Annotated in this window: 20 protein-coding genes and 2 pseudogenes; 10 read left to right on the top strand and 12 right to left on the bottom strand. The window is 71.4% G+C overall.

The features are described from left to right. Positions 1-17 precede the first annotated feature (17 nt). Positions 18-953 carry a dihydrodipicolinate synthase family protein gene (locus AB0N14_RS05660; protein WP_366024432.1) on the top strand — a complete coding sequence of 312 codons (936 nt, stop codon included), beginning with the start codon at positions 18-20 and terminating at the stop codon, positions 951-953. A 404-nt stretch (positions 954-1,357) separates the two neighbouring features. On the opposite strand, the gene AB0N14_RS05665 is transcribed toward AB0N14_RS05660, so the two are convergent. Together AB0N14_RS05665 and leuA are read right to left on the bottom strand one after the other, a co-directional pair. Further along, positions 1,358-2,065, bottom strand: a complete 708-nt coding sequence (locus AB0N14_RS05665) for a TerB family tellurite resistance protein (RefSeq protein ID WP_366024433.1) — start codon at positions 2,063-2,065, stop codon at positions 1,358-1,360. 183 nt (positions 2,066-2,248) lie between these two features. Next, positions 2,249-3,970, bottom strand: a complete 1,722-nt coding sequence (leuA, locus tag AB0N14_RS05670) for a 2-isopropylmalate synthase (protein ID WP_366024434.1) — start codon at positions 3,968-3,970, stop codon at positions 2,249-2,251. Positions 3,971-4,418: 448 nt separating this feature from the next. Between leuA and AB0N14_RS05675 the strand changes: the two genes are divergently transcribed. After that, positions 4,419-5,228 (top strand): SDR family oxidoreductase, encoded by an 810-nt coding sequence (locus AB0N14_RS05675; RefSeq protein WP_366024435.1) that lies wholly within the window; start codon positions 4,419-4,421, stop codon positions 5,226-5,228. Between the two features lie 15 nt (positions 5,229-5,243). Here AB0N14_RS05675 and AB0N14_RS05680 read toward each other — a convergent pair whose 3' ends face one another. From AB0N14_RS05680 to AB0N14_RS05695, 4 genes are all read right to left on the bottom strand, one after another. Further along, positions 5,244-6,422, bottom strand: coding sequence for an MFS transporter (locus AB0N14_RS05680; protein WP_366024606.1), 1,179 nt, complete (start codon positions 6,420-6,422; stop codon positions 5,244-5,246). A gap of 118 nt (positions 6,423-6,540) precedes the next feature. Continuing rightward, complete coding sequence (locus AB0N14_RS05685; RefSeq protein ID WP_366024436.1) at positions 6,541-7,872, bottom strand: GH1 family beta-glucosidase; 1,332 nt, start codon at positions 7,870-7,872, stop codon at positions 6,541-6,543. 57 nt (positions 7,873-7,929) lie between these two features. Then, positions 7,930-8,196, bottom strand: a complete 267-nt coding sequence (locus AB0N14_RS05690) for a protealysin inhibitor emfourin (protein WP_366024437.1) — start codon at positions 8,194-8,196, stop codon at positions 7,930-7,932. Positions 8,197-8,217: 21 nt separating this feature from the next. Then, on the bottom strand, positions 8,218-9,288 hold the full coding sequence (locus AB0N14_RS05695) for a M4 family metallopeptidase (protein WP_366024438.1): 1,071 nt from the start codon (positions 9,286-9,288) through the stop codon (positions 8,218-8,220). 276 nt (positions 9,289-9,564) lie between these two features. On the opposite strand from AB0N14_RS05695, the gene AB0N14_RS05700 reads away from it, so the two are divergent. The 4 genes from AB0N14_RS05700 to AB0N14_RS05715 are packed head-to-tail and all read left to right on the top strand — an operon-like array spanning position 9,565 to position 12,810. Next, positions 9,565-10,635, top strand: coding sequence for a PhoH family protein (locus AB0N14_RS05700; RefSeq protein ID WP_366024439.1), 1,071 nt, complete (start codon positions 9,565-9,567; stop codon positions 10,633-10,635). Positions 10,636-10,649: 14 nt separating this feature from the next. Further along, positions 10,650-11,147: an rRNA maturation RNase YbeY gene (gene ybeY, locus AB0N14_RS05705; RefSeq protein ID WP_366024440.1), complete on the top strand. Its 498-nt coding sequence runs from the start codon at positions 10,650-10,652 to the stop codon at positions 11,145-11,147. Then, on the top strand, positions 11,144-12,454 hold the full coding sequence (locus AB0N14_RS05710) for a hemolysin family protein (protein ID WP_366024441.1): 1,311 nt from the start codon (positions 11,144-11,146) through the stop codon (positions 12,452-12,454). Before ybeY ends, AB0N14_RS05710 begins: the two co-directional genes overlap by 4 nt. After that, complete coding sequence (locus AB0N14_RS05715) at positions 12,451-12,810, top strand: MmcQ/YjbR family DNA-binding protein (RefSeq protein ID WP_366024442.1); 360 nt, start codon at positions 12,451-12,453, stop codon at positions 12,808-12,810. Before AB0N14_RS05710 ends, AB0N14_RS05715 begins: the two co-directional genes overlap by 4 nt. On the opposite strand, the pseudogene AB0N14_RS05720 reads toward AB0N14_RS05715, so the two are convergent. Beyond that, positions 12,772-13,200: pseudogene (locus AB0N14_RS05720) on the bottom strand (MFS transporter); the annotation flags it as partial. The gene AB0N14_RS05715 and the pseudogene AB0N14_RS05720 overlap by 39 nt on opposite strands. Position 13,201: 1 nt before the next feature. Between AB0N14_RS05720 and AB0N14_RS05725 the strand changes: the two are divergent. Together AB0N14_RS05725 and AB0N14_RS05730 are read left to right on the top strand one after the other, a co-directional pair. After that, positions 13,202-13,348, top strand: a pseudogene (locus AB0N14_RS05725) (XRE family transcriptional regulator); the annotation flags it as partial. 109 nt (positions 13,349-13,457) lie between these two features. Next, positions 13,458-13,811, top strand: coding sequence for a cytidine deaminase (locus AB0N14_RS05730; protein WP_366024443.1), 354 nt, complete (start codon positions 13,458-13,460; stop codon positions 13,809-13,811). An 81-nt stretch (positions 13,812-13,892) separates the two neighbouring features. On the opposite strand, the gene AB0N14_RS05735 is transcribed toward AB0N14_RS05730, so the two are convergent. Together AB0N14_RS05735 and AB0N14_RS05740 are read right to left on the bottom strand one after the other, a co-directional pair. Continuing rightward, the gene (locus AB0N14_RS05735; protein WP_200417310.1) at positions 13,893-14,231 is read right to left on the bottom strand and encodes a P-II family nitrogen regulator; all 339 of its coding nucleotides are present in this window, start codon (positions 14,229-14,231) and stop codon (positions 13,893-13,895) included. After that, the gene (locus tag AB0N14_RS05740; protein WP_366024444.1) at positions 14,228-15,538 is read right to left on the bottom strand and encodes an ammonium transporter; all 1,311 of its coding nucleotides are present in this window, start codon (positions 15,536-15,538) and stop codon (positions 14,228-14,230) included. Before AB0N14_RS05740 ends, AB0N14_RS05735 begins: the two co-directional genes overlap by 4 nt. A gap of 184 nt (positions 15,539-15,722) precedes the next feature. Here AB0N14_RS05740 and era point away from each other — a divergent pair, with 184 nt between their 5' ends. Beyond that, on the top strand, positions 15,723-16,673 hold the full coding sequence (gene era / locus AB0N14_RS05745; protein WP_366024445.1) for a GTPase Era: 951 nt from the start codon (positions 15,723-15,725) through the stop codon (positions 16,671-16,673). Positions 16,674-16,914: 241 nt separating this feature from the next. On the opposite strand, the gene AB0N14_RS05750 is transcribed toward era, so the two are convergent. The 3 genes from AB0N14_RS05750 to AB0N14_RS05760 form a co-directional block, all read right to left on the bottom strand. Next, entirely contained in the window at positions 16,915-18,030 is a 1,116-nt protein-coding gene (locus AB0N14_RS05750) for a PfkB family carbohydrate kinase (RefSeq protein ID WP_366024446.1), read from the bottom strand. Positions 18,031-18,176: 146 nt separating this feature from the next. Next, positions 18,177-19,553 carry a glucarate dehydratase family protein gene (locus AB0N14_RS05755; protein WP_366024447.1) on the bottom strand — a complete coding sequence of 459 codons (1,377 nt, stop codon included), beginning with the start codon at positions 19,551-19,553 and terminating at the stop codon, positions 18,177-18,179. Then, positions 19,550-20,446, bottom strand: a complete 897-nt coding sequence (locus AB0N14_RS05760) for a 5-dehydro-4-deoxyglucarate dehydratase (RefSeq protein ID WP_366024607.1) — start codon at positions 20,444-20,446, stop codon at positions 19,550-19,552. Before AB0N14_RS05760 ends, AB0N14_RS05755 begins: the two co-directional genes overlap by 4 nt. A 175-nt stretch (positions 20,447-20,621) precedes the next feature. Between AB0N14_RS05760 and AB0N14_RS05765 the strand changes: the two genes are divergently transcribed. Then, a complete protein-coding gene (locus AB0N14_RS05765; RefSeq protein ID WP_366024448.1) occupies positions 20,622-21,404 on the top strand; it encodes an IclR family transcriptional regulator in 783 nt (260 codons plus the stop codon). Positions 21,405-21,458: the final 54 nt, after the last annotated feature.

Genomic DNA, 21,458 nt, shown 5'->3' on the forward strand with positions numbered 1-21,458 from the left:
CACGTCCGGGAGCCCTGATGCCCTTCCCCGCCCCGCTGACCGGAGTAATCCCGCCCGTCTGCACCCCTCTGACACCGGGCCGCGAGGTGGATGTGCCCTCGCTGCTGCGGCTGGTGGACCATCTGCTGAACGGCGGGGTGGACGCCCTGTTCGTGCTCGGGTCGTCCTCCGAGGCCGCCCACCTCACGGACCGTCAGCGCGCTGCCGTGGTCGAGTCGGTGGTGGCCCACGTCGCCGGGCAGGTGCCGGTACTGGCCGGGGCCATCGACATGACGACACCGCGGGTGCTGGACCATGTGGCCTATGTGACGCGGGCGGGCGCGGACGCGGTCGTCGTGACGGCGCCGTTCTACACGCGGACACACCCCGCGGAGATCGCCCGGCACTACCGGCTGGTCGCCCAGCGCTCCCCCGTGCCGGTCGTCGCCTACGACATCCCCGTCTCCGTGCACGTGAAGCTGGGCCCGGAGCTGGTGCTGGAGCTGGCGGCGGACGGGACGCTGGCCGGGCTGAAGGACTCCAGCGGCGACCTGGCCGGTCTGCGTGCGGTCGTGACGGGGGTGCGGTCGCGTCCCGCGCTCACCGGGTTCAGCGCGCTGACGGGTTCGGAGCTGGTCGTGGACTCGGCACTGGCGCTCGGCGCGGACGGGGCGGTGCCCGGGCTGGCCAACGTGGACCCGGAGGGCTATGTCCGCCTGGACCGGCTGTGCCGCGCGGGCGACTGGGAGGCGGCGCGGGCGGAACAGGAGCGGCTGTGCGCGCTGTACGGCATGGTCGGCGTCGGGGACCCGGCCCGGATGGGCGGGAGTTCGTCGGCGCTGGGGGCGTTCAAGGCGGCGTTGCATCTGCGCGGGGTGATCGCGTGTCCGGCGACGGCGGAGCCCCAGGTGCCGCTCACGCAGGAGGAGCGGGAGGCGGTGGGGAAGTATCTCGCGGCGGCCGGGCTGCTGTGACGGTCACTCCGGGTCGGCGAGGGGGATGCGCCGGAACCGGATCGCCTCGGTAACCGTTGTCCGTCCCCCGCTCCCCAAGGTCTCCCCCACCGACTCCCCCTCCCCCACCGTCGGGCCATCACCGGACCGAGCGACCAGTGCCCCGTCGCACGGCTGGGGTCTTTCGTTTGGATCAGGCCGGATCAGGGAGCGGGGCCTGGTGCGTGCAGCTGCAAGGCGGAGGAGGCTGTGACATCAGCCGCTACCGCGGCGGGCGACGCGATGGGGGTCCCCCCGCGCGAGCGTGTTCGAGCGTGGGGGAGTCGGCGACCGACGACAACGCCGCTGGGGGTGCCCCACGCCGTCAAGGCAGTGGGGGAGTGCGTGCCAGGCCCCGCGAGCCCGGCATGGTCCGAACGAAAGGCCTAGGACACCGTGCGGGCCGCCGCGAGCAGGCGGGTCACGTCCTCCGAACAGATCGTCAGGGCGGCGCCCACCGTGGCCAGGACGTCGCGTTCCGCGGGGGTGTAGGGGCCGTCGGCGAGGGCGATGCGGGCGCCCTGGAGGAGGATCGACTCACGGCCGGTGGGGGCGAGGTGCGGGGCGAGCGGGTCCAGGGCCTCGTGCAGCTCTATGGCCAGGCTCGCGCCGCCGCCCGGTTCGCCGCAGACCCGGCCGGTGTCGGCGGCCACGGCGTCGACCAGGGCGCTGAGCCCGTCCGCCGTGCAGTCGTCGAAGCCGGCGGAGCGGACGGCGGCGGCGGCCGTCTCCAGGGGCATACGGGAGCAGGTGCCGCCCGCGGCGAGGACCGCCAGGGCCACGGTGTGGACGGCGTCGCGGAGCATCGCGGCGAAGCGGGTGGTGGTCGGGTGGTCGAGGACGTCCGTGCCGTAGTGGTGGCCGCAGGCCGCGCACTCCACGACCGGACCCGTCTCCCCGCGCGGCAGGACCGGCAGGCCGGCGAGGGTGAGGCGACGGCGTCCGGTGAGGCGCTGGTAGTTGCGGTCGCCCCCGCAGCCGGGGCAGAAGAACTCGCCGTCGCCGACGGTGGTCCACGCGGTGCGGACGCCGAGGACCTGCGAAATGCGGCCCTTGCGGGCTTCTGGGCCGTTGCGTCCCCGTCCTGGCAGCACGTCGCACCTCCGTATCGCCGCGGCAACATCGCCGCTGCTGGCGTGATGTTAGCCACATTGTTGAGGCGGAGTCAGTACCCCGGACGAGACCTCCTCGTGATCTTCGGCCGAAATGGCCGGTGCACGACGCGGCCCCGTCCGCCTCAGGAGGCGGACGGGGCCGTGAACGTGGAGGTCAGAGGGTCAGCGGGCGGCTCGGTTGACCGCGGAGACGACCGCCTTCAGCGAGGCACGTGTCGTATTCGCGTCGATGCCGATCCCCCACAGCACCTTTCCGTCGATCGCGCATTCGATGTACGAGGCGGCCTGCGCGGAGGCGCCCTCGCTCATCGTGTGCTCCTGGTAGTCCAGCAGGCGTACGTCGATGCCGATGGACTGCAGGGCGTCGAAGAAGGCGGAGATCGGGCCGTTGCCGGTGCCGGTCAGGACGGTGTCCTCGCCGTCGACGGTGGCCTCGACCGTCAGGGTGTCGACGCCGTCCTTGTCGGTGGTCGTCTGACCCGTCCTGACCTGGATGCGGCCCCACGGGTTGTCCGGGTTCGGCAGGTACTCGTCCTGGAAGACGTCCCAGATCTCCTTCGGCGTGATCTCGCCGCCCTCGGCGTCCGTCTTCGCCTGGATGATCTTCGAGAACTCGATCTGCATCCGGCGCGGCAGGTCCAGCTTGTGGTCGTTCTTCAGGACGTAGGAGATGCCGCCCTTGCCGGACTGCGAGTTGACGCGGATCACGGCCTCGTAGGAGCGGCCGACGTCCTTGGGGTCGATCGGCAGGTAGGGCACCGCCCACTCGATGTCGTCGACCGTGACGCCCTTGGCCTTCGCGTCGGCCTCCATGGCGTCGAAGCCCTTCTTGATGGCGTCCTGGTGGGAGCCGGAGAAGGAGGTGTAGACGAGGTCCCCGATGTAGGGGTGGCGCGGGTGGACCTCCATCTGGTTGCAGTACTCCCAGGTACGGCGGATCTCGTCGATGTGGGAGAAGTCGATCTGCGGGTCGACGCCCTGGGAGAAGAGGTTCATGCCCAGGGTGACCAGGTCGACGTTGCCGGTGCGCTCGCCCTGGCCGAACAGGCAGCCCTCGACGCGGTCGGCGCCCGCCATCACCGCCAGCTCGGCGGCGGCGACGGCAGTGCCGCGGTCGTTGTGCGGGTGGGCGGACAGGCAGACGAACTCGCGGCGGGAGAGGTTGCGGTGCATCCACTCGAAGCGGTCCGCGTGCGTGGACGGGGTCGAACGCTCAACGGTGGCAGGCAGGTTGAGGATGATCTCGCGGTCCGGGCCGGGCTGCCAGACGTCCATGACCGACTCGCAGACCTCCAGGGCGAAATCCAGCTCGGTGTCGGTGAAGATCTCGGGGCTGTACTGGTAGCCGAACTCGGTCTCGGGGCCCAGCAGCTTCTCCGCGTACTCCATCACCAGCCGGGTGCCGTCGACGGCGATCTGCTTGATGTCGTCCTTGGAACCGCGGAAGACGACCCGTCGGAAGACCGGGGCGGTCGCGTTGTACAGGTGGACGTTGGCGCGCCGCGCGCCCTTCAGGGACTCCACGGTCCGCTCGATCAGGTCCTCGCGAGCCTGGGTCAGGACGGAGATCGTCACGTCCTCCGGGATCGCGCCCTCCTCCTCGATGACGGAGCGCACGAAGTCGAAGTCGGTCTGGCCGGAGGCCGGGAAGCCGATCTCGATCTCCTTGTAGCCCATCTTCACCAGCAGGTCGAACATGGCGCGCTTGCGCACCGGCGACATGGGGTCGATCAGGGCCTGGTTGCCGTCGCGCAGGTCGGTGGAGAGCCAGCGCGGGGCCTTCGTGATCCGCTGGTCGGGCCAGGTGCGGTCGGGGATGTCGACCTGCTCGTACGGCCGGTACTTGTGGATCGGCATGGAGGTGGGCTGCTGGCGGTTCGCCATGGTGCGTGGGCTCCTCAAGGGGTCCGGGAAGGACGGCCGACGACGCAACGCCAAGCACCGCGGGGAGGGAGTCGGCCTCGACTACAGGCCCTCGCCGCGGCAGCTAAGGAGAAGCAGCCCGAAACGCATGATGCTCCGCATGCTAGCCGAGGCGCGCCGGATGCGAAGGCCCGTATCAGTATGCGGGACCAGGGACAGCTTCCGGACAAAAAGTTCCTAAAGTCACATTTTCCTAATGTCACCTTTGCCGTGCGGTCCCGCTCGGTGACAGGTCCTGCGGACCCACCGGCGTGTGCGGCGACGTGCACGCATTGGTGCCGCTTGGTGGCGGGCTGCCGGGCGGTCCGAGGCTGGGGCGCTCCAGTCATCGTTTGCCCCGTACGTCCCCGGGTACTGCGATCCCTCGTCGACCGCTCGTCCAGGACCGCACACCTCACGGGAGGCCCGTATGTCCGCCCCCACCCCGTCCACGTCCAAGGTGGCCGTGGTCACCGGATCCGACTCCGGTATCGGCCGCGCCACCGCCGTCCGCCTGGCCGAGGCGGGGATGGACATCGGCATCACCTGGCACAGCGACCAGAAGGGCGCCGAACAGACCGCCGAGGAGGTCCGCGACAAGGGGCGGCGGGCCGCCGTGGCCCAGGTGGACCTCACCCGGCTTCCCGAGGCCGCGGACAGGGTCGACGCACTGTGCGAGGAACTCGGCCGCATCGACGTCCTGGTCAACAACGCCGGTACGGGCACCATGACGCCCTTCCTGGACCTGCAACTGGACGATGTGCGCCAGGTCCTGGACGTCGACCTGCTCGGACCGTTCCTGTGCGGTCAGCGCGCGGCGCGGAGGATGATCCGGCAGGGCGACGGCGGGCGGATCGTCAACGTGACCTCCGTGCACGAACACCAGCCGCGGGTGGGTGCGGCCCCGTACTGCGCGGCCAAGGGCGGTCTCGGCCTGCTCACCCAGGTCATGGCCCTGGAACTGGCCGAGCACGGCATCACCGTCAACGCGGTGGCGCCCGGCGAGATCGCCACGCCCATGACCGGGCAGGAGGACACGGACGTGCACACCGAACGCCGCCCCGGGGTTCCGCTCGGGCGCCCGGGCGACGCCCGTGAGGTCGCGGCTGTGATCGCCTTCCTCGCCGGCCCCGACGCCTCCTATGTCACAGGCGCCTCCTGGAGCGTGGACGGCGGCATGCTGCGCATGGGCCCGATGGCCGGCTCTCATATGGCCGGTGACGACTGGCGGCGCCCGTGAATCGAGAGGGCGGGCTCAGTCCACCCCGCGGATCCGCCCCACCAGCCCCGCCCCCGCGATCCCGATCAGCGCCGCCACCAGGTAGAGGACCCGGTATCCGCCGAGGTAGGTGACGATCGGTGCCGCCAGCGCGGGGGCCGCGACCTGGGGCAGGGCGTTGGCGACATTGATGACCCCCAGGTCCTCGCCCCGGTCCAGGGCCTTGGGCAGGACATCCGTCATCAGGGCGAAGTCCACCGACGTGAACACCCCGAAGCCCACGCCCAGCACCGCCGCCGCCACGATCGCCCCCGGCCAGGTCTGCCACGCCGACAGGGCCGCCGTCGCCACCGCCATCAACACCCCCGACCAGATCACGAACGGCTTGCGGCGGCCCACCCGGTCCGACCAGACCCCGCCGACCACGACCGTGGCGAGCAGCGTCACCCCGTTCACCGCGGTGAGGATCAGTACCCCCTGGTCGGGGTCGTGGTGGTGGACGCGGTCCCGGAGGTAGTACAGGAGGTACAGCAGGAACAGGGCGTTGCTGAGGTTGATCAGGAAGCGGGTCAGCCAGGCCCAGCCCAGATCCGGGTGGCGGCGCGGGCTCAGCCAGAAGCCGGCCAGGAAGCCCCGCCAGGACCAGTGCGGACGGGCCACCACCGGCAGCCGCAGGTCCTGGTGGCCGAGGACGTACGGCAGGACGCCCGCCACCGTGAACACCGCGCACGCCGCGTAGCCCGCCCCGATGCCCCCGGCCACCGTCGCCAGGCCCGTCCCGCCGACCACGCCGAGGATCTGCGCCGCCCCCAGCCAGCCGCCCACCGAACCCCGCTGCGGCCGGGGCACCCGGTCCGGCACCGCGGCCGTCACCGCGGCGAAGGCCGCGTTCAGTGTCAGCTGCACCAGGCACCAGCCGAGCGCCATGCTCCAGGGACCGCGGCCCGCGAGCAGCAGCAGCGACACCGCGCCGCCCGCGGTACCGGCCACGATCCACGGTGTACGGCGGCCCCAACGCGCCGTCGTCCGGTCCGACAGCGCGCCGAACAACGGGTTGGCGACCAGCGACACCGCCGCGCCCGCGCCCGTCACCCAGGCCAGCATCGTCTCCTTGGACATCCCGGAGCCGCTCGCGAAGTCCTTCGCCTGGGAGGCCGGCAGGATCTGCAGCGGGCCGTACCAGCCGACCCAGATCGCCCCGTTGGCCAGCGACAGGGCGGCGGTCCAGCCGCGGCCGGCGCTCCCCCAGTTCTCGGCTTCGCTCGAACCGGGGGGACCCCGATGCCGGGTTCGGCGAGGGCGTCGACGTCGGGCAGGGCCCGGTCGGCCGTCGTCATCCCCGCGCCCGCAGAAGGTCCCGGAACCAGCCGTACGACGCCTTCGGCGTCCTCTCCTGCGTCTTGTAGTCCACGTGCACCAGCCCGAACCGGCGCGCGTACCCCTCGGCCCACTCGAAGTTGTCCAGCAGCGACCAGACGAAGTAGCCCCGTACGTCGACACCCGCCTCCAGCGCCCGGTGCAGGGCCCGGATGTGCCCGTCCAGGTAGGCGATGCGCTCCTGGTCGTCGACGCCCTCGTAGGAGCAGCCGTTCTCGGTGATGACCACGGGCGGCAGCCGGTCGCCGTAGCGTGCGCGGAAGCCGGTCAGCAGCTCGGTGAGCGCCTCGGGGACCACCGGCCAGCCGAAGTCGGTGACCGGGTGGCCCTCGATTCCCCGGACGGAGAAGGGCAGTTCGGCGGGGAGTGTCAGGCCGCCGAACTCGATCTCCGCGCCCTGTGGGGCGCCCACCCGCGTCGGCGCGTAGTAGTTGATCCCGTACCAGTCGACCGGCTCCGCGATCACCTTCAGGTCCGCGTCGACGTCTTCGGGGTCTCCCGGCATCAGCTCGCCGATGCCTTCCGGGTACCGGCCGAGCAGCAGCGGGTCCGAGAACAACCGGTTCAGCAGGACGTCGTAGAACTCCGCCGCCTCCGCGTCCTCCTGCTTCTCGGACGCCGGCCACGTCGGGCCGTGCGAGTTGGCGATCCCGATGTCGCCCGCCCCGGCCGCGCGCAGCGCCCGTACGGCCAGGCCGTGGGCCAGCAGCTGGTGGTGGGCCACCGGCAGGGCGTCGAACATCAGCTGCCTGCCGGGCGCGTGCGCCCCCAGCGCGTGGCCCAGCAGCGTGTGCTCGGCGGGTTCGTTGAGGGTGATCCACTTGTGCACGCGGTCGCCGAGACGGCCGGCCACCACCGACACGTACTCGGCGAAACGCGACGCCGTGTCCCGCTGGAGCCAGTCCAGCGGGACCGGCAGGTCCCAGTGGAAGAGGGTCACGACCGGGCGTACGCCCGCCGCGCACAGCTCGTCGACCAGGCGGTCGTAGAAGTCGAGGCCGCCGGGGGTGTTCACCCGGGGCCAGGAGACGGAGAAGCGGTATGCGTCCACGCCCAGGCCGGCCAGGAGCGCCACGTCCTCGCGGTAGCGGTGGTAGTGGTCGCAGGCCACCTCCGCGGTCGAGCCGTCCTTCACCCGGCCGGGCTCGGCGGTGAAGGCGTCCCACACCGAGGGCTCGCGCTCGTCGGCCGCCCCCTCGATCTGGTGGGCCGAGGTGGACACGCCCCACAGGAAGCCGGGCGGGAACTGAGGTATCGGGTCCGTCGCCATGCGCTCGTCTGTCGCCATGCGCGGATCATCCTTACCGCCGGTAACAGAAGTCAACGGGCAGGCGTGGACGAGCAGTCAGGCCCCTTCCTTCAGTACCCGCGAGACCAGCTGCCGCTGCTCCTCGGTCAGCCGGGGATCGGCGGCGTACACCGTCCTGCCGTCCACGGTGATCCGGTAGCTGAACCCGTCGGGAACCCCCGCCGGGGGCGTCCCCTGGCCGGCCGCGAGCGCGCGCTCGGCCAGGGCATGCCACTCGGGTGCGTCGGGCCGCCCCGAGGTGTCCACCTCGGCCTGCCGCTCGATGCCCGCGAAACCGCCCGTGCGCCTGACGTGAATACGCATGGGTGTCTGTGTAGTACAGAACTACGTGATCGGCACCCCCACCTCCTCCCAGGCCTTGAGTACCGCCTCCTGTTCCTGGCCGGTGGCGCCGTAGCGGGACTTGGCGGCCGTCACGGTCAGCTTCGCGAAGTCCGCGAAGGTCGCGTCCTGCTGCAGTCCGCCGCCGGTGAGCACGTCGTACCAGATCTGCCCGGCCCGCTCCCAGGCGTGTCCGCCGAGCGCGGTGGCGACCAGGTAGAAGGCGTGGTTGGGAATGCCGGAGTTGATGTGCACGCCGCCGTTGTCCTGGCTGGTCCTCACGTACCCGGCCATGGTCGCGGGCTGCGGGTCCTTGCCGAGCGCCGGGTCGTCGTACGCGGTGCCCGGCGCCTTCATGGAGCGCAGCGCCGTGCCGTTCACATGCGGGGCGAGGAGTCCGGCGCCGATCAGCCAGTCGGCCCGGTCGGCGGTCTGGCCGAGGGTGTACTGCTTGATCAGCGAGCCGAAGACATCCGAGACGGACTCGTTGAGGGCACCCGACTGGCCGAAGTAGGCCAGGTTCGCCGTGTACTGGGTGACGCCGTGGGTGAGTTCGTGCCCGATGACGTCCACCGGGAGGGTGAAGTCGAGGAAGACCCTGCCGTCCCCGTCGCCGAACACCATCTGCTCGCCGTTCCAGAAGGCGTTGTCGTAGTCCTCGTCGAAGTGCACGCTGGCGTCCAGCGGGAGACCCTTGCCGTCGATGGAGTCGCGGCCGTACGCCGTCCGGTACAGCTCGAAGGTGGCACCGAGGCCCGCGTAGGCCCGGTTGACGGTGGCGTCCTTGCCGGGCTCGTCGCCCTCGCCGCGGACCTTCTTCCCGGGCAGCGTCTGATGGTGCCCGGCGTCGTAGACGGTGCGGTGCGGCTGGCCGGCGGTGTCCTGGGGCGGGGCCGCCGTGGGTGCGCCGATGACCGTGGTCAGCCGGCGGCGGGTGCGCTCGAGGGCGTCGCGCTCCAGGGTGCGGCGCGCGGGAGTGGCGAGCGCGGCGTCCTCGTGCTGGGCGAGTTTGTCGAGGACGTGCGGTGGAACGATGGCGCAGAAGACGGGCCCGTGGCCCCCGTGACTGGTCATGTGCGGCACCATTGCACTGCGTCACCGCTCTGTCACCTCTCGCAACCATGATTGATGAAAAGGCGCGATACGGAGCGGTGTGTTCCGCGAAGAGGTGGTAAGGATCTCCGCGCCTGAGGGTGGCGCCCGCGGCGAAGGTCACCCGAGCGGCGGTGCAAGACCGCGACGAAAAGCCCTACGGCTCTGTCAGCCCCGCGTCGTACTCTTGAAGTCGCGAGGCCGCCGTCAGTCGCGCGGCCGTACGGAGGAGGAATCGCAGGCCTACAGAGCCGGCCCATGACTCAGACACCGACAGCTCACACCCCCGCGCAGGGGCAGGCGAGTGCACAGATCACCGTCCCCGCCCAGCACCCGATGGTGATGGTGCTGGGTTCCGGCGACTCCCTGCTGCGCGTGATCGAGACGGCCTTCCCCGGGGTCGACATCCATGTCCGGGGCAACGAGATCAGCGCGGTCGGCGACCCGGCGGAGGTCGCCCTGGTCCAGCGCCTGTTCGCAGAGATGATGCTGGTGCTCCGCACCGGGCAGCCGATGACGGAGGACGCAGTGGAACGCTCGATCGCCATGCTCCGGGCGGGCGAGAACGGCGAGGGCGCGCAGGAGACCCCGGCGCAGGTGCTGACGCAGAACATCCTGTCGTCGCGCGGCCGCACCATCCGCCCCAAGACGCTCAACCAGAAGCGGTACGTGGACGCGATCGACAAGCACACGATCGTCTTCGGCATCGGCCCCGCGGGTACGGGCAAGACCTACCTCGCCATGGCGAAGGCGGTGCAGGCCCTGCAGTCCAAGCAGGTCACCCGCATCATCCTGACCCGCCCGGCGGTGGAGGCGGGCGAGCGCCTCGGCTTCCTGCCCGGCACCCTCTACGAGAAGATCGACCCCTACCTGCGCCCGCTGTACGACGCGCTGCACGACATGCTCGACCCCGACTCGATCCCCCGGCTGATGGCCGCGGGCACGATCGAGGTCGCCCCGCTGGCGTACATGCGCGGTCGCACGCTCAACGACGCCTTCATCATCCTGGACGAGGCCCAGAACACGAGCCCCGAGCAGATGAAGATGTTCCTCACCCGCCTCGGCTTCGACTCGAAGATCGTGATCACGGGTGACGTCACCCAGGTCGACCTCCCGGACGGCACCAAGAGCGGTCTGCGCCAGGTCCAGGAGATCCTGGAGGGCGTCGAGGACGTCCACTTCTCCCGGCTGTCGTCGCACGATGTCGTACGGCACAAGCTGGTCGGCCGTATCGTCGACGCGTACGAGCAGTACGACAGCAAGCACGGCACCCAGAACGGCACGCACAAGGGCCAGAGCCGGGGCAAGGCCGGGCACAAGGGGAAGTAGAGACCGGGCACCACATGTCGATCGACGTCAACAACGAGTCCGGAACCGAGGTCGACGAGCAGGCGATCCTCGACATCGCCCGCTACGCGCTCGCGCGGATGCGCATCCACCCGCTCTCCGAGCTCTCGGTGATCGTCGTGGACGCCGACGCCATGGAGCAGCTGCACGTGCAGTGGATGGACCTGCCGGGGCCCACGGACGTCATGTCCTTCCCGATGGACGAGCTGCGGCCGCCGTCCAAGGACGACGAAGAGCCCCCGCAGGGCCTGCTCGGCGACATCGTGCTGTGCCCCGAGGTCGCCGCCAAGCAGGGCGCCGAGGCCCCGACGCAGCACTCCATGGAGGAGGAGCTCCAGCTGCTCACCGTCCACGGGGTGCTGCACCTGCTGGGCTACGACCACGAGGAGCCCGACGAGAAGGCCGAGATGTTCGGTCTGCAGGCCGCCATCGTGGACGGCTGGCGCGCGGAGAGGGGCCTGACCGGCCCGTCCCCGGCCCCCACCGTGTCATGAGCCCCGAGATCGTCGTCGGCGCGATCGCCCTGGTCGTCGTCGCCTGGCTCGCCGCCTGCGCGGAGGCGGGCCTGGCGCGAGTCTCCACCTTCCGCGCCGAGGAGGCCGTCAGGGCGGGCCGGCGCGGCAGCGCCAAGCTCGCCCAGGTCGCCGCGGACCCGACCCGCTATCTGAACGTGGCGCTGCTGGTCCGTGTCGCCTGCGAGATGGCCGCCGCCGCGCTGGTCACCTACGCCTGCCTGAAGGAGCTCAGCGGGACCGCGGAGGCCCTGCTGGTGGCGATCGCGGTCATGGTCCTCGTGTCGTACGTCGCCGTCGGCGTCTCCCCGCGCACGATCGGCCGCCAGCATCCGCTGAACACGGCCACGGTGGCGGCGTACGTCCTGGTGCCGCTGGCCCGGATCATGGGCCCGATCCCGTCCCTCCTCATCCTCATCGGTAACGCGCTCACCCCTGGCAAGGGCTTCCGCCGCGGCCCCTTCGCCTCCGAGGCGGAGCTGCGCGCCCTGGTCGACCTCGCCGAGAAGGAGTCCCTGATCGAGGCCGAGGAGCGCCGCATGGTGCACTCGGTGTTCGAGCTGGGCGACACCCTCGTGCGGGAGGTGATGGTGCCGAGGACGGACCTGGTCACCATCGAGCGCTTCAAGACGATCCGTCAGGCCCTCACCCTCGCCCTGCGCTCCGGCTTCTCGCGCATCCCGGTCACCGGGGAGAGCGAGGACGACATCGTCGGGATCGTGTATCTGAAGGACCTGGTCCGCAAGACGCACATCAGCCGGGACGCCGAGTCGGAGCTGGTGTCCACCGCCATGCGGCCGGCCGCCTTCGTGCCCGACACCAAGAACGCGGGCGACCTGCTGCGCGAGATGCAGAAGGATCGCAACCACGTCGCGGTCGTCATCGACGAGTACGGCGGCACGGCCGGCATCGTCACCATCGAGGACATCCTCGAGGAGATCGTCGGCGAGATCACCGACGAGTACGACCGCGAGCTGCCGCCGGTGGAGGAACTGGGCGACGACCGCTACCGGGTCACCGCGCGTCTGGACATCGGCGACCTGGGCGAGCTGTACGGGCTCGAGGCGTTCGACGACGAGGACGTGGAGACCGTCGGCGGTCTGCTCGCCAAGGCCCTGGGCCGGGTGCCCATCGCCGGGGCGTCGTCCGTGGTGGAGCTTCCGGACGGCCGGAAACTGCGCCTGACGGCGGAAGCCGCGGCGGGCCGCCGCAACAAGATCGTGACGGTGCTGGTGGAGCCGGTGGGTCCGGTGGATCCCGCCGAGGACGAGGAGAAGAAGCCCGAGTGACCCCTCAGGAGCTGCGCGCCTTCTGTCTGTCGTTCAACGCGGCGGTGGAGGACTTCCCGTTCAACCCGGAGACCTCGGTCTTCAAGGTGGAGGGCAAGCTCTTCGCGCTGACGACCCTTCAGGCGCGGCCCCTGAAGGTCAACCTCAAGTGCGACCCGGACGACGCGGTGCGGCTCCGCCGTGAGCACGAGGGCCTGATCGTCCCCGGCTGGCACATGAACAAACGCCACTGGAACACGGTCACGGTCGACGGCGAGCTCCCGGACCGCCTGGTCCGGGAGCTCATCGAGGACTCGTACGACCTGGTCGTCGCCCGCCTACCGCGCGCCGACCGCCTCCGCCTCGACCGGCCCTGAGCGGCCCGCACGCCGGGTGCGCAGTCCCACCGCCAGCAGCACCGCCGCCGCCAGGACGATCACCGCGTCCAGCGCGATCACCGTGTGCACGCCCGACAGCAGGTCCGTCGAGGTGGTGGCAAGGACGCCGAGGATCGGGATGCCGACGGTGATGCGGACCTGCTGGGTGGAGGTGACCAGGCCGGTGGCCAGGCCCTGCTCCTCGTCCGGGACGCCCGAGGTGACCGTCAGGCCGTAGGAGATGATCGCGCCCAGGTGGCACATGCTGGCCAGGGAGACGGCGGCCATGGCGAGCCACACCGACCAGACGTGGCTGTTCAGGCCCAGCAGGGCGGTGATCAGCGCGCCCTGCCCGGCGAGCGAGCCGACCAGCGTGCGGCGGGCGCCGAAGGAGTCGACGGCGCTGAAGGTACCGGCGCGGCCCGACCTGACGATCGTGCTCCACACCCCGCTGGAGGAGGCGAACACCACGGCGAAGCTGGAGTGGCTGGCCTCGCCGCAGGGCAGGCGCGGGGCGATGTACCCCGTGGCGGGATGACCTCGGCGTTGTTCCGTCGCGGGACGACTTCGGCGGTACCCCGTTGCGGGACGACTTCGGCGGTACCCCGTTGTGGGATGGCCTCGGCCGCTCTCCGTATGCTCGTGGCATGGCCGACAGCAATGCCCTCGACCCCGAGAACCGCAAGATCGTCACCCTGGCCCGTTCCGCGCGGGCCCGCAACGGCGTGCCCGAGGGGGCCGCGGTACGGGACGAGACCGGACGGACGTACGTCGCCGGGACCGTCGCCCTCGAGTCGCTGAAGCTGAGTGCCCTGCAGACGGCGGTGGCCATGGCGGTGGCTTCGGGCGCGAAGTCGCTGGAGGCGGCGGCGGTCGTCACGGAAGCCGAGGACGCGTCCGCGGAGGACCGTGCGGCCGTACGGGACCTCGGCGGGCCTCAGACGCCTGTGCTGGTGGCCGGGCCGGACGGGACGGTCCGCGTCACGGTGACCGCGGGCTGAGGGCCCGTGCACGGTCGAGCGGAGGAAACTGACGGTCCGTGGCCGTGTTCGTCGCGGGGGTCGTGGCGGGAGCGTCGGCGGTCAGAGCGCGTCGGGGCCGCGCTCGCCCGTCCGTACCCGTACGACCGTCTCGACCGGCAGCGCCCAGACCTTCCCGTCTCCGATCTTCCCCGTCTGCGCGGCCTTCACGATCGCGTCGATGACGGCGTCGGCGTCCGCGTCCTCGACCACGACCTCGATCCGGACCTTGGGCACGAGGTCGACCCGGTACTCGGCCCCCCGGTACACCTCGGTGTGGCCGCGCTGGCGGCCGTAGCCGCTGGCCTCGGTCACGGTCAGGCCGTGCACGCCGAGTTCCTGCAGGGCCGTCTTGACCGCGTCGAGGCGGAACGGCTTGACGATCGCGGTGATGAGCTTCATGCCTGGGTCGTGACCTTCTGGGTGGTTGCGGGGACGGAGTGGGCGACCGGGGCGCCGTGGCCCAGGACCCCGTGATCGTAAGCGGTCTCGGCGTGCACCGTAAGGTCCAGTCCGGTGTGCTCCTGCTCCTCGCTCGCGCGGAAGCCCATCGTCTTGTCGATCAGCTTGCCGATGCCGTACGTCACGGCGAAGGCGTACAGCGCCACGACGACCACCGCGAGGAGCTGCTTGCCGAGCTGGGCGATCCCGCCGCCGTAGAGGAGGCCCTCGGCCCCACCGGTCATCTCCTTCACCGCGAACAGGCCGATGAGGAGGGTGCCGATGACGCCGCCGACCAGGTGGACGCCGACGACGTCGAGCGAGTCGTCGTAGTTCAGCTTGAACTTCCAGCTGACCGCGTACGAGCAGACGACGCCGGCGGCGAGGCCGACGACCAGCGCGCCGAGCAGGGACACCGTGCCGCAGGACGGGGTGATGGCGACCAGGCCCGCGACCGCGCCGGACGCCGCGCCCAGAGTGGTGGGGTGGCCGTCGCGCTTCTGCTCGACGAAGAGCCAGCCGAGCAGGCCGGTGCAGCCGGCGGTGAGGGTGTTGAGGAAGGCGGCCGCGGCGAGGCCGTTCGCTCCGAGGGCCGAACCGGCGTTGAAACCGAACCAGCCGAACCACAGCAGACCGGCGCCGAGCACCACCATGGGCAGGTTGTGGGGACGCATGGCGTCCTTCTTGAAGCCCAGACGCGGGCCGAGGACGATGCACAGCGCCAGCCCGGACGCGCCGGAGGTGATCTCGACGGGCAGGCCGCCCGCGAAGTCGAGGGCGCCGAGCTTGTCCAGGATCCAACCACCCGGACCCCACACCCAGTGGGTGACGGGAACGTATACGAGCAGGGCCCAGACCGGCACGAAGACCAGCCAGGCGCCGAACTTGGCGCGGTCCGCGATCGCGCCGCTGATCAAGGCGGCGGTGATGATCGCGAAGGTGAGCTGGAAGGTGGCGAAGAGGAGGGTGGGCACGGTGCCGTGCACGCTGTCCGGACCGAGGCCCGCCATACCGGTGTGCTCCAGCCCGCCGATCAGACCGGCGAACTCGTCGTCGCCGAAGGCGAGGGAGTAACCGCAGGCCAGCCAGACGACCGTGACCAGGGCGATCGACACGAAGCTCATCATCAGCATGTTGAGCACGCTTTTCGTGCGCACCATGCCGCCGTAGAAGAGGGCGAGGCCGGGGGTCATCAGCAGTACGAGTGCGGTGGCGGCGAGCAGCCAGGCGGTGTCGCCGGTACTGAGGTGGGACGCGGCCAGGGTCACGGGCTCTCCTACGGTGCGGGGGCTCGTCCGAGGGTCACCGGTGCTCGTTTCCTGTTGCGTACAGGTGTGTTTCCGTGACGTTTCGTGTTGCGCGAAGGTTTCCGGAAGCTCACCGGAGCGCTCGCGGGGCCGGGGCGCGGCCGGGCGTGCGGCGGGGCTCCGTGGATCAGGGAGAATGGGCGCCATGAGCGTGCGCACCCAGCCATCCGAGCCCACCGAGGCCGTCCATCGGGCGGGCTTCGCCTGTTTCGTGGGCCGTCCCAACGCGGGCAAGTCCACCCTGACGAACGCTCTGGTCGGGCAGAAGGTGGCGATCACCTCGAACCGGCCGCAGACGACGCGGCACACGGTGCGGGGCATCGTGCACCGACCGGACGCGCAGCTGATCCTGGTGGACACGCCGGGTCTGCACAAGCCGCGCACACTGCTGGGCGAGCGCCTGAACGACGTGGTGCGCACGACGTGGGCGGAGGTCGACGTGATCGGCTTCTGCCTGCCCGGCGACCAGAAGATCGGCCCCGGGGACCGCTTCATCGCGAAGGAACTGGCGGGGATCAGGAAGACCCCGAAGGTCGCGATCGTCACGAAGACGGACCTGGTGGACTCCAAGGCCCTGGCCGAGCAGCTCATCGCGATCGACCAGCTGGGCAAGGAGCTGGGGATCGAGTGGGCGGAGATCGTCCCGGTGTCGGCGACCGCGAACAAGCAGGTGGACCTGCTGGCGGACCTGCTGATCCCGCTGCTGCCGGAGGGGCCGGCGCTGTACCCCGAGGGCGATCTGACGGACGAGCCGGAGCAGGTCATGGTGGCGGAGCTGATCCGTGAGGCGGCGCTGGAGGGCGTCCGGGACGAGCTGCCGCACTCGATCGCGGTGGTGGTGGAGGAGATGCTGCCGCGCGAGGACCGGCCGGCCGACAAGCCGCTGCTGGACATCCATGCGAACGTCTACATCGAGCGGCCGAGCCAGAAGGGGATCATCATCGGGCCCAAGGGCAAGCGGCTGAAGGAGGTCGGCATCAAGTCCCGCAAGCACATCGAGGCGCTGCTGGGGACGCCGGTGTTCCTGGACCTCCACGTGAAGGTGGCGAAGGACTGGCAACGGGACCCGAAGCAGCTGCGCCGCCTGGGCTTCTGAGAGGTTTCCGCCCCCACCGCCCCTACCCTTCCCGCCCTGCAGGGGCTCCGCCCCTTCGACCCCGCTGCGGCTTCGCCCCTGCACCCCTCACGGCGCTCCGCCCCTTCGACCCCGGCCGGGACAGCGTCCCCTGCACCCCGCTGCGGCTTCGCCCCAGACCCCGTTCGGGGGCGCGGCCCCCAGGGACGGGAAGGGTAGGGGCGGCGGGGGCGAAACAACCCGCGGCGCCCGCCCGCGAGCGTCACCCCGGTCGGCGGAAGCCGATCGTCGGGACGGCGCGGCGGCGCGGCCACGCTTCGATGCTCTCCTCCGGGACCAGACCCTCCAGGAACGCGTAGCGGGTCAGGGCCGCCGGGTCCTGGTTCTCGTAGGACTGGACCTTGCGCCACCACGCCCCGATCTCCGACCAGTCGGGCGCCGAGAGCGAGCCGCCGAACTCCTGGACGGACAGCGCCGCCGTCAGACCGGCGAAGGCGAGACGGTCGGCCAGCGGCCACTCCGCCAGCGTGCCGGCCACAAAACCCGCCACGAAGACGTCACCCGCCCCGGTGGGATCCAGCGCCTCCACCGCGATCGCGGGCACGCGCGCGCTCTCCCCGGTGCGCCCGTCCACGGCGTACGCCCCCTCCGCGCCGAGGGTGACCACGGCCAGCGGCACGTACTCGGTGAGCGCGTGCGCGGCGGCGCGCGGGCAGTCCGTGCGCGTGTACCGCATGGCCTCCTCGGCGTTCGGCAGGAACGCCTCGCAGTGTTCGAGGTCGGCCAGCGCCGCCGGGTCCCACGCCCCGGTCTCGTCCCAGCCGACGTCGGCGAAGATCCGTGTGCCCTGCTTCGCGGCCTCCGCGATCCAGGGCTCACGTCTGCCCGGCGTCAGCGAGGCGACCGCGGCCCGGGCGCGTGGCGGGCAGTCCGGGGCGGGCTCCTCCGGCGGCGGCTCGTGGCCGTGGGAGACCATGGTGCGCTCGCCCTCGTAGGCCATGGAGACGGTCACCGGGGAGTGCCAGCCGGAGACTTTGCGGGACGGCGAGAGGTCGATGCCCTCGCCCTCCTTCAACTCGTCCCAGCAGTACTCGCCGTAGTGGTCGTCACCGAAGGCCGCCGCCAGGCACGTCCGCAGGCCGAGGCGGGCCAGCGCGGTGGCCATGTTGGCGACGCCGCCTGGGCTCGACCCCATGCCCCGCGCCCAAGACTCGGTGCCGCGCACCGGGGCGGAGTCGAGGCCGGTGAAGATGATGTCGAGGAAGACGGTCCCCGTGAGGTAGACGTCCCAGGGCGGGTCGCCGGGCGCGCGCAGCGCGGCAAGGGGGTCGACGTGGGCGTGGTTGCGGTGTGGTCCCTCTCCGATGGACGCGGTCACGGTGCGCTCCCTGGCGTGGTGCTGATCCAGCCAGTGTGCACCAAGCGTCCCTCCGGGCGGGCCGGTCGCCCGCGCCCGCCCAGGTCGGCGGTCGGCGGTCGGCTACCAGCGGGCGCGCGCCCCGCGTCCGCCAGGTTCGCGGCCCGCTACCAGCGGGGCACCGTCGGCGTCACCCACCCCGGGTCCGCGACCCGCATCGCCGCCGCGTCGTCGCGGTCGCGCAGGCCGCCGTCGTCGGCGAGCCAGCGCTCGTGCAGCGCGGCCAGCCGTTCACGGTCCAGCGTGACGCCGAGCCCGGGCGCGTCGGGTACGGCGACCCGGCCGCCGGTGAAGGCGATGCGCTCGGTGATGACGTCCTCGGACTGCCAGGGGTAGTGGGTGTCACAGGCGTGGTGCAGGCCCGGCACGGTGGAGGCGACATGGGTCATCGCGGCCAGCGAGATGCCGAGGTGCGTGTTGGAGTGCATGGACACCCCGACACCGAACGCGCGGCAGATCGCGGCCAGTTCGCGCGTGTTGCGCAGCCCGCCCCAGTAGTGGTGGTCGGAGAGCACCACCTGCACGGCGCCCTGCGTGAACGCCTCCTTGATCTCGTCGAACGTGGTCACGCACATGTTGGTGGCGAGCGGCACTCCCGCCCGTCGCCCACCACCACCCTTGTCCGAGGCTCCCCCAGAGCTGAACGCCTGGGGGGACCCCCATCGCTCCGCCCCTTTCAATCGCGCGGCGACCTCGGCCATGGCGGGTGTGCCGAGGGCCGGGTCCTCCAGGTACTCGAGCACGTCGCGCAGTTCCTCGGCCACCTTCACCGAGGTCTCCACCGACCAGGCACCGTTGGGGTCCAGGCGCAGCGGATGCCCGGGGAACTCCTCGGCGAGCGCGCGGATCGCGGCGATCTCCTGATCCGGCGGGAAGACTCCGCCCTTGAGCTTGAAGGACGTGAAGCCGTACCGCTCCTTGAACCTCCGCGCCTGGGCGACGACTCCCGCCGGGTCGAGCGCGGCACCCCAGTCGTCCTGCTCGCCCGCCACGCCCTCCGGGTGAGCGGCGTACTTGTAGAACAGGTAGGCGCTGTACTCGACCTCGTCGCGCAGTTTGCCGCCGAGCAGCGCGTGCACGGGGAGGCCGAGCGCCTTGCCGAGCGCGTCGAGGCAGGCGACCTCGAAGGCGGAGAGGACGGACAGGCGTAGCTTGTCGCTGGTCTGGACGCCGCGCAGCCCGCCGACGTCGAGCCGGTCGGAGGCCCGGGAGCCGTCGACGGCCACGTCCTCGGCGACCGCGAAGAGGCCGTTCAGGTCGGACACCTGACGGCCGACCAGCTTGCCGGCGAGGGGCCGGGCGAGTTCCAGGTACTTGGTGTCGCCGTAGGTCTCGCCGACGCCGCTGGTCCCGTCGGCCGTCACCACCTCGACGATCAGCCGGGGCGTGTACGGCTGGTGGACGCCCTGGGTGTTCAGCAGGGGAGGGTCGGCGACCAGGATCGGGGTCAGCCGTACCTCGGAGACGGTCAGGTCGCGGGTCACAGGGCGGCTCCTACGAGGTCGAGTCCGGCGGTCAGCAGGTCCTTCAGGCCGGCCAGGTCGGCGGCCGACGGCTCGGTGAGCGGGGCGCGCACGGGCCCCACGGGGCGGCCACGCAGCCGGGCGGCGGCCTTGACCAGCGACACGGCGTATCCGGGCACCCGGTCGCGCAGGTCGACGAGCGGGACGTAGAAGTCGCGCAGCAGCCTGTCCACCGTGGCGTCGTCTCCGGCGCGCAGCGCGGTGAAGAAGGCGCCCGCGATCTCCGGGGCGAAGGCATGGACGGCAGAGGAGTAGGCGGGGACGCCCACGGCGGCGTACGCGCGGGCCTGGACCTCCGCGGTGGCGGCGCCGTTGAAGAACAGGAAGCCCTCGGGTGCGGCGAGGGTGAGCCGTTGCAGCCGGTCGAGGTCGCTGTGGCCGTCCTTGAGGCCGATGACGCCGGGGATCTCGGTGATGCGCCGGAACGCCTGAAGGCCGTAGGCGACCTGACCGCGCTGGTAGGCGATCAGCGGCAGCCGGGTGCGGGCGGCGATGTGCTCGAGCTGGGAGACCAGCCCGTCCTGCGGGGCGGCGACGAGGTAGTGCGGCAGGACGAGCAGCGCGTCGGCGCCCGCGTCCTCGGCGATCCGCGCGAACCGCACGGCCTGCGCCCAGCCGTATCCGACGCCTGCGACGACGGGCACGGCACCTCCGGCGGCCTCCACCGCCGCGGCGACGACCTGCCCGTACTCGTTCTCGTCCAGGGAGAAGAACTCACCGGTGCCGCAGGCGGGGAAGACGGCGCCGAGGCCGGTGGCGAGCTGCGCAGTGACATGGGCGCGGAAGGCCTCGAGGTCGAGGGAGCCGTCGTCGTGGAAGCTCGTGAGCGGGAACGACAGGATCCCGCGCGCCATACCGTCCCGCAGCCGCCGTGCCACGGCCTCCGTGTCCGAACCGCCGCTCACCCTGTCTCATCTCCCTGCCTGGTCATCCACGTATGAAGATGGAGGTTAGGTAGGCGAACGCAGACCGTCAATGTCCCGCACCGCGACCGGAGTGCCGCACCGTCCGCCGCATTACCATCGCCGCATGTCCGACACAGGGGGCGTCCGCGAGGTCAAGTCGGCCGCACGCACGGTGGAACTGCTGGAGGTGCTCGCCGCGCGCGGCGACCGTCCGGCACGTCTGCAGGAGCTGGCGGACGAGCTCGGCGTACCGCGCAGCTCGATGTACGCCCTGCTGCAGACCCTGATCTCACGGGGCTGGGTGCGGACGGACGTCACCGGCTCGCTGTACGGCATCGGCATCCACGCGCTGCTGACGGGCACGAGCTACCTGGACTCCGACCCGCGCGTCCGCATCGTGCGCCCCTACCTGGACGAGGCGTCGGAGGCGCTCGGCGAGACGATCCACCTGGGACGGCTGGACGGCAGGGACGTGGCGTATCTGGCGACGCGCGAGTCGCACGAATACCTGCGCACGATCAGCCGCGTGGGCCGGCGGCTGCCCGCGCACGCGGGCGCCCTCGGCAAGGCACTGCTGGCGGAACGGACGGACGATGCGGTGCCGCAGGGACCGTTCGAGCCCCTGACCGCCAACACGCACACGACGCGGGAGTCCCTGCTGACGGACCTCGCCGCCACGCGCGAGCGGGGCTATTCCATCGACCGGGAGGAGAGCGTCGTCGGCATCGCGGGCTTCGGCTTCGCCCTGCGCTACGACACCCCGGCACAGGACGCGATCAGCTGCTCGGTGCCGGTGGCGCGGCTGACGCCGGGTCATGAGGAGCGGATCGTCGCGGTGATGCGGGAGGTCCGGGCCAGGATCGAGGGCATCACGGTGGGCGGTGCGGGCGCTCCGCACTGGCGCTGAGAGCGGCCGACGACCAAGAGAGCGGCTGCTGCTACCCGGCCCCACCAGGACCAA

Source organism: Streptomyces sp. NPDC051104 (genome assembly GCF_040682835.1).
Taxonomy (GTDB): domain Bacteria; phylum Actinomycetota; class Actinomycetes; order Streptomycetales; family Streptomycetaceae; genus Streptomyces; species Streptomyces cynarae.

Coding starts and splice junctions, on each gene's coding strand:
- AB0N14_RS05660 (WP_366024432.1), top strand. CDS start 18: ATGCCCTTCCCCGCCCCGCTGACCGGAGTAATCCCGCCCGTCTGCACC.
- leuA (WP_366024434.1), bottom strand. CDS start 3,970: ATGGCGAACCGCCAGCAGCCCACCTCCATGCCGATCCACAAGTACCGG.
- AB0N14_RS05675 (WP_366024435.1), top strand. CDS start 4,419: ATGTCCGCCCCCACCCCGTCCACGTCCAAGGTGGCCGTGGTCACCGGA.
- AB0N14_RS05685 (WP_366024436.1), bottom strand. CDS start 7,872: ATGGCGACAGACGAGCGCATGGCGACGGACCCGATACCTCAGTTCCCG.
- AB0N14_RS05690 (WP_366024437.1), bottom strand. CDS start 8,196: ATGCGTATTCACGTCAGGCGCACGGGCGGTTTCGCGGGCATCGAGCGG.
- AB0N14_RS05695 (WP_366024438.1), bottom strand. CDS start 9,288: ATGACCAGTCACGGGGGCCACGGGCCCGTCTTCTGCGCCATCGTTCCA.
- AB0N14_RS05700 (WP_366024439.1), top strand. CDS start 9,565: ATGACTCAGACACCGACAGCTCACACCCCCGCGCAGGGGCAGGCGAGT.
- ybeY (WP_366024440.1), top strand. CDS start 10,650: ATGTCGATCGACGTCAACAACGAGTCCGGAACCGAGGTCGACGAGCAG.
- AB0N14_RS05710 (WP_366024441.1), top strand. CDS start 11,144: ATGAGCCCCGAGATCGTCGTCGGCGCGATCGCCCTGGTCGTCGTCGCC.
- AB0N14_RS05730 (WP_366024443.1), top strand. CDS start 13,458: ATGGCCGACAGCAATGCCCTCGACCCCGAGAACCGCAAGATCGTCACC.
- AB0N14_RS05735 (WP_200417310.1), bottom strand. CDS start 14,231: ATGAAGCTCATCACCGCGATCGTCAAGCCGTTCCGCCTCGACGCGGTC.
- era (WP_366024445.1), top strand. CDS start 15,723: ATGAGCGTGCGCACCCAGCCATCCGAGCCCACCGAGGCCGTCCATCGG.
- AB0N14_RS05760 (WP_366024607.1), bottom strand. CDS start 20,446: ATGGCGCGCGGGATCCTGTCGTTCCCGCTCACGAGCTTCCACGACGAC.
- AB0N14_RS05765 (WP_366024448.1), top strand. CDS start 20,622: ATGTCCGACACAGGGGGCGTCCGCGAGGTCAAGTCGGCCGCACGCACG.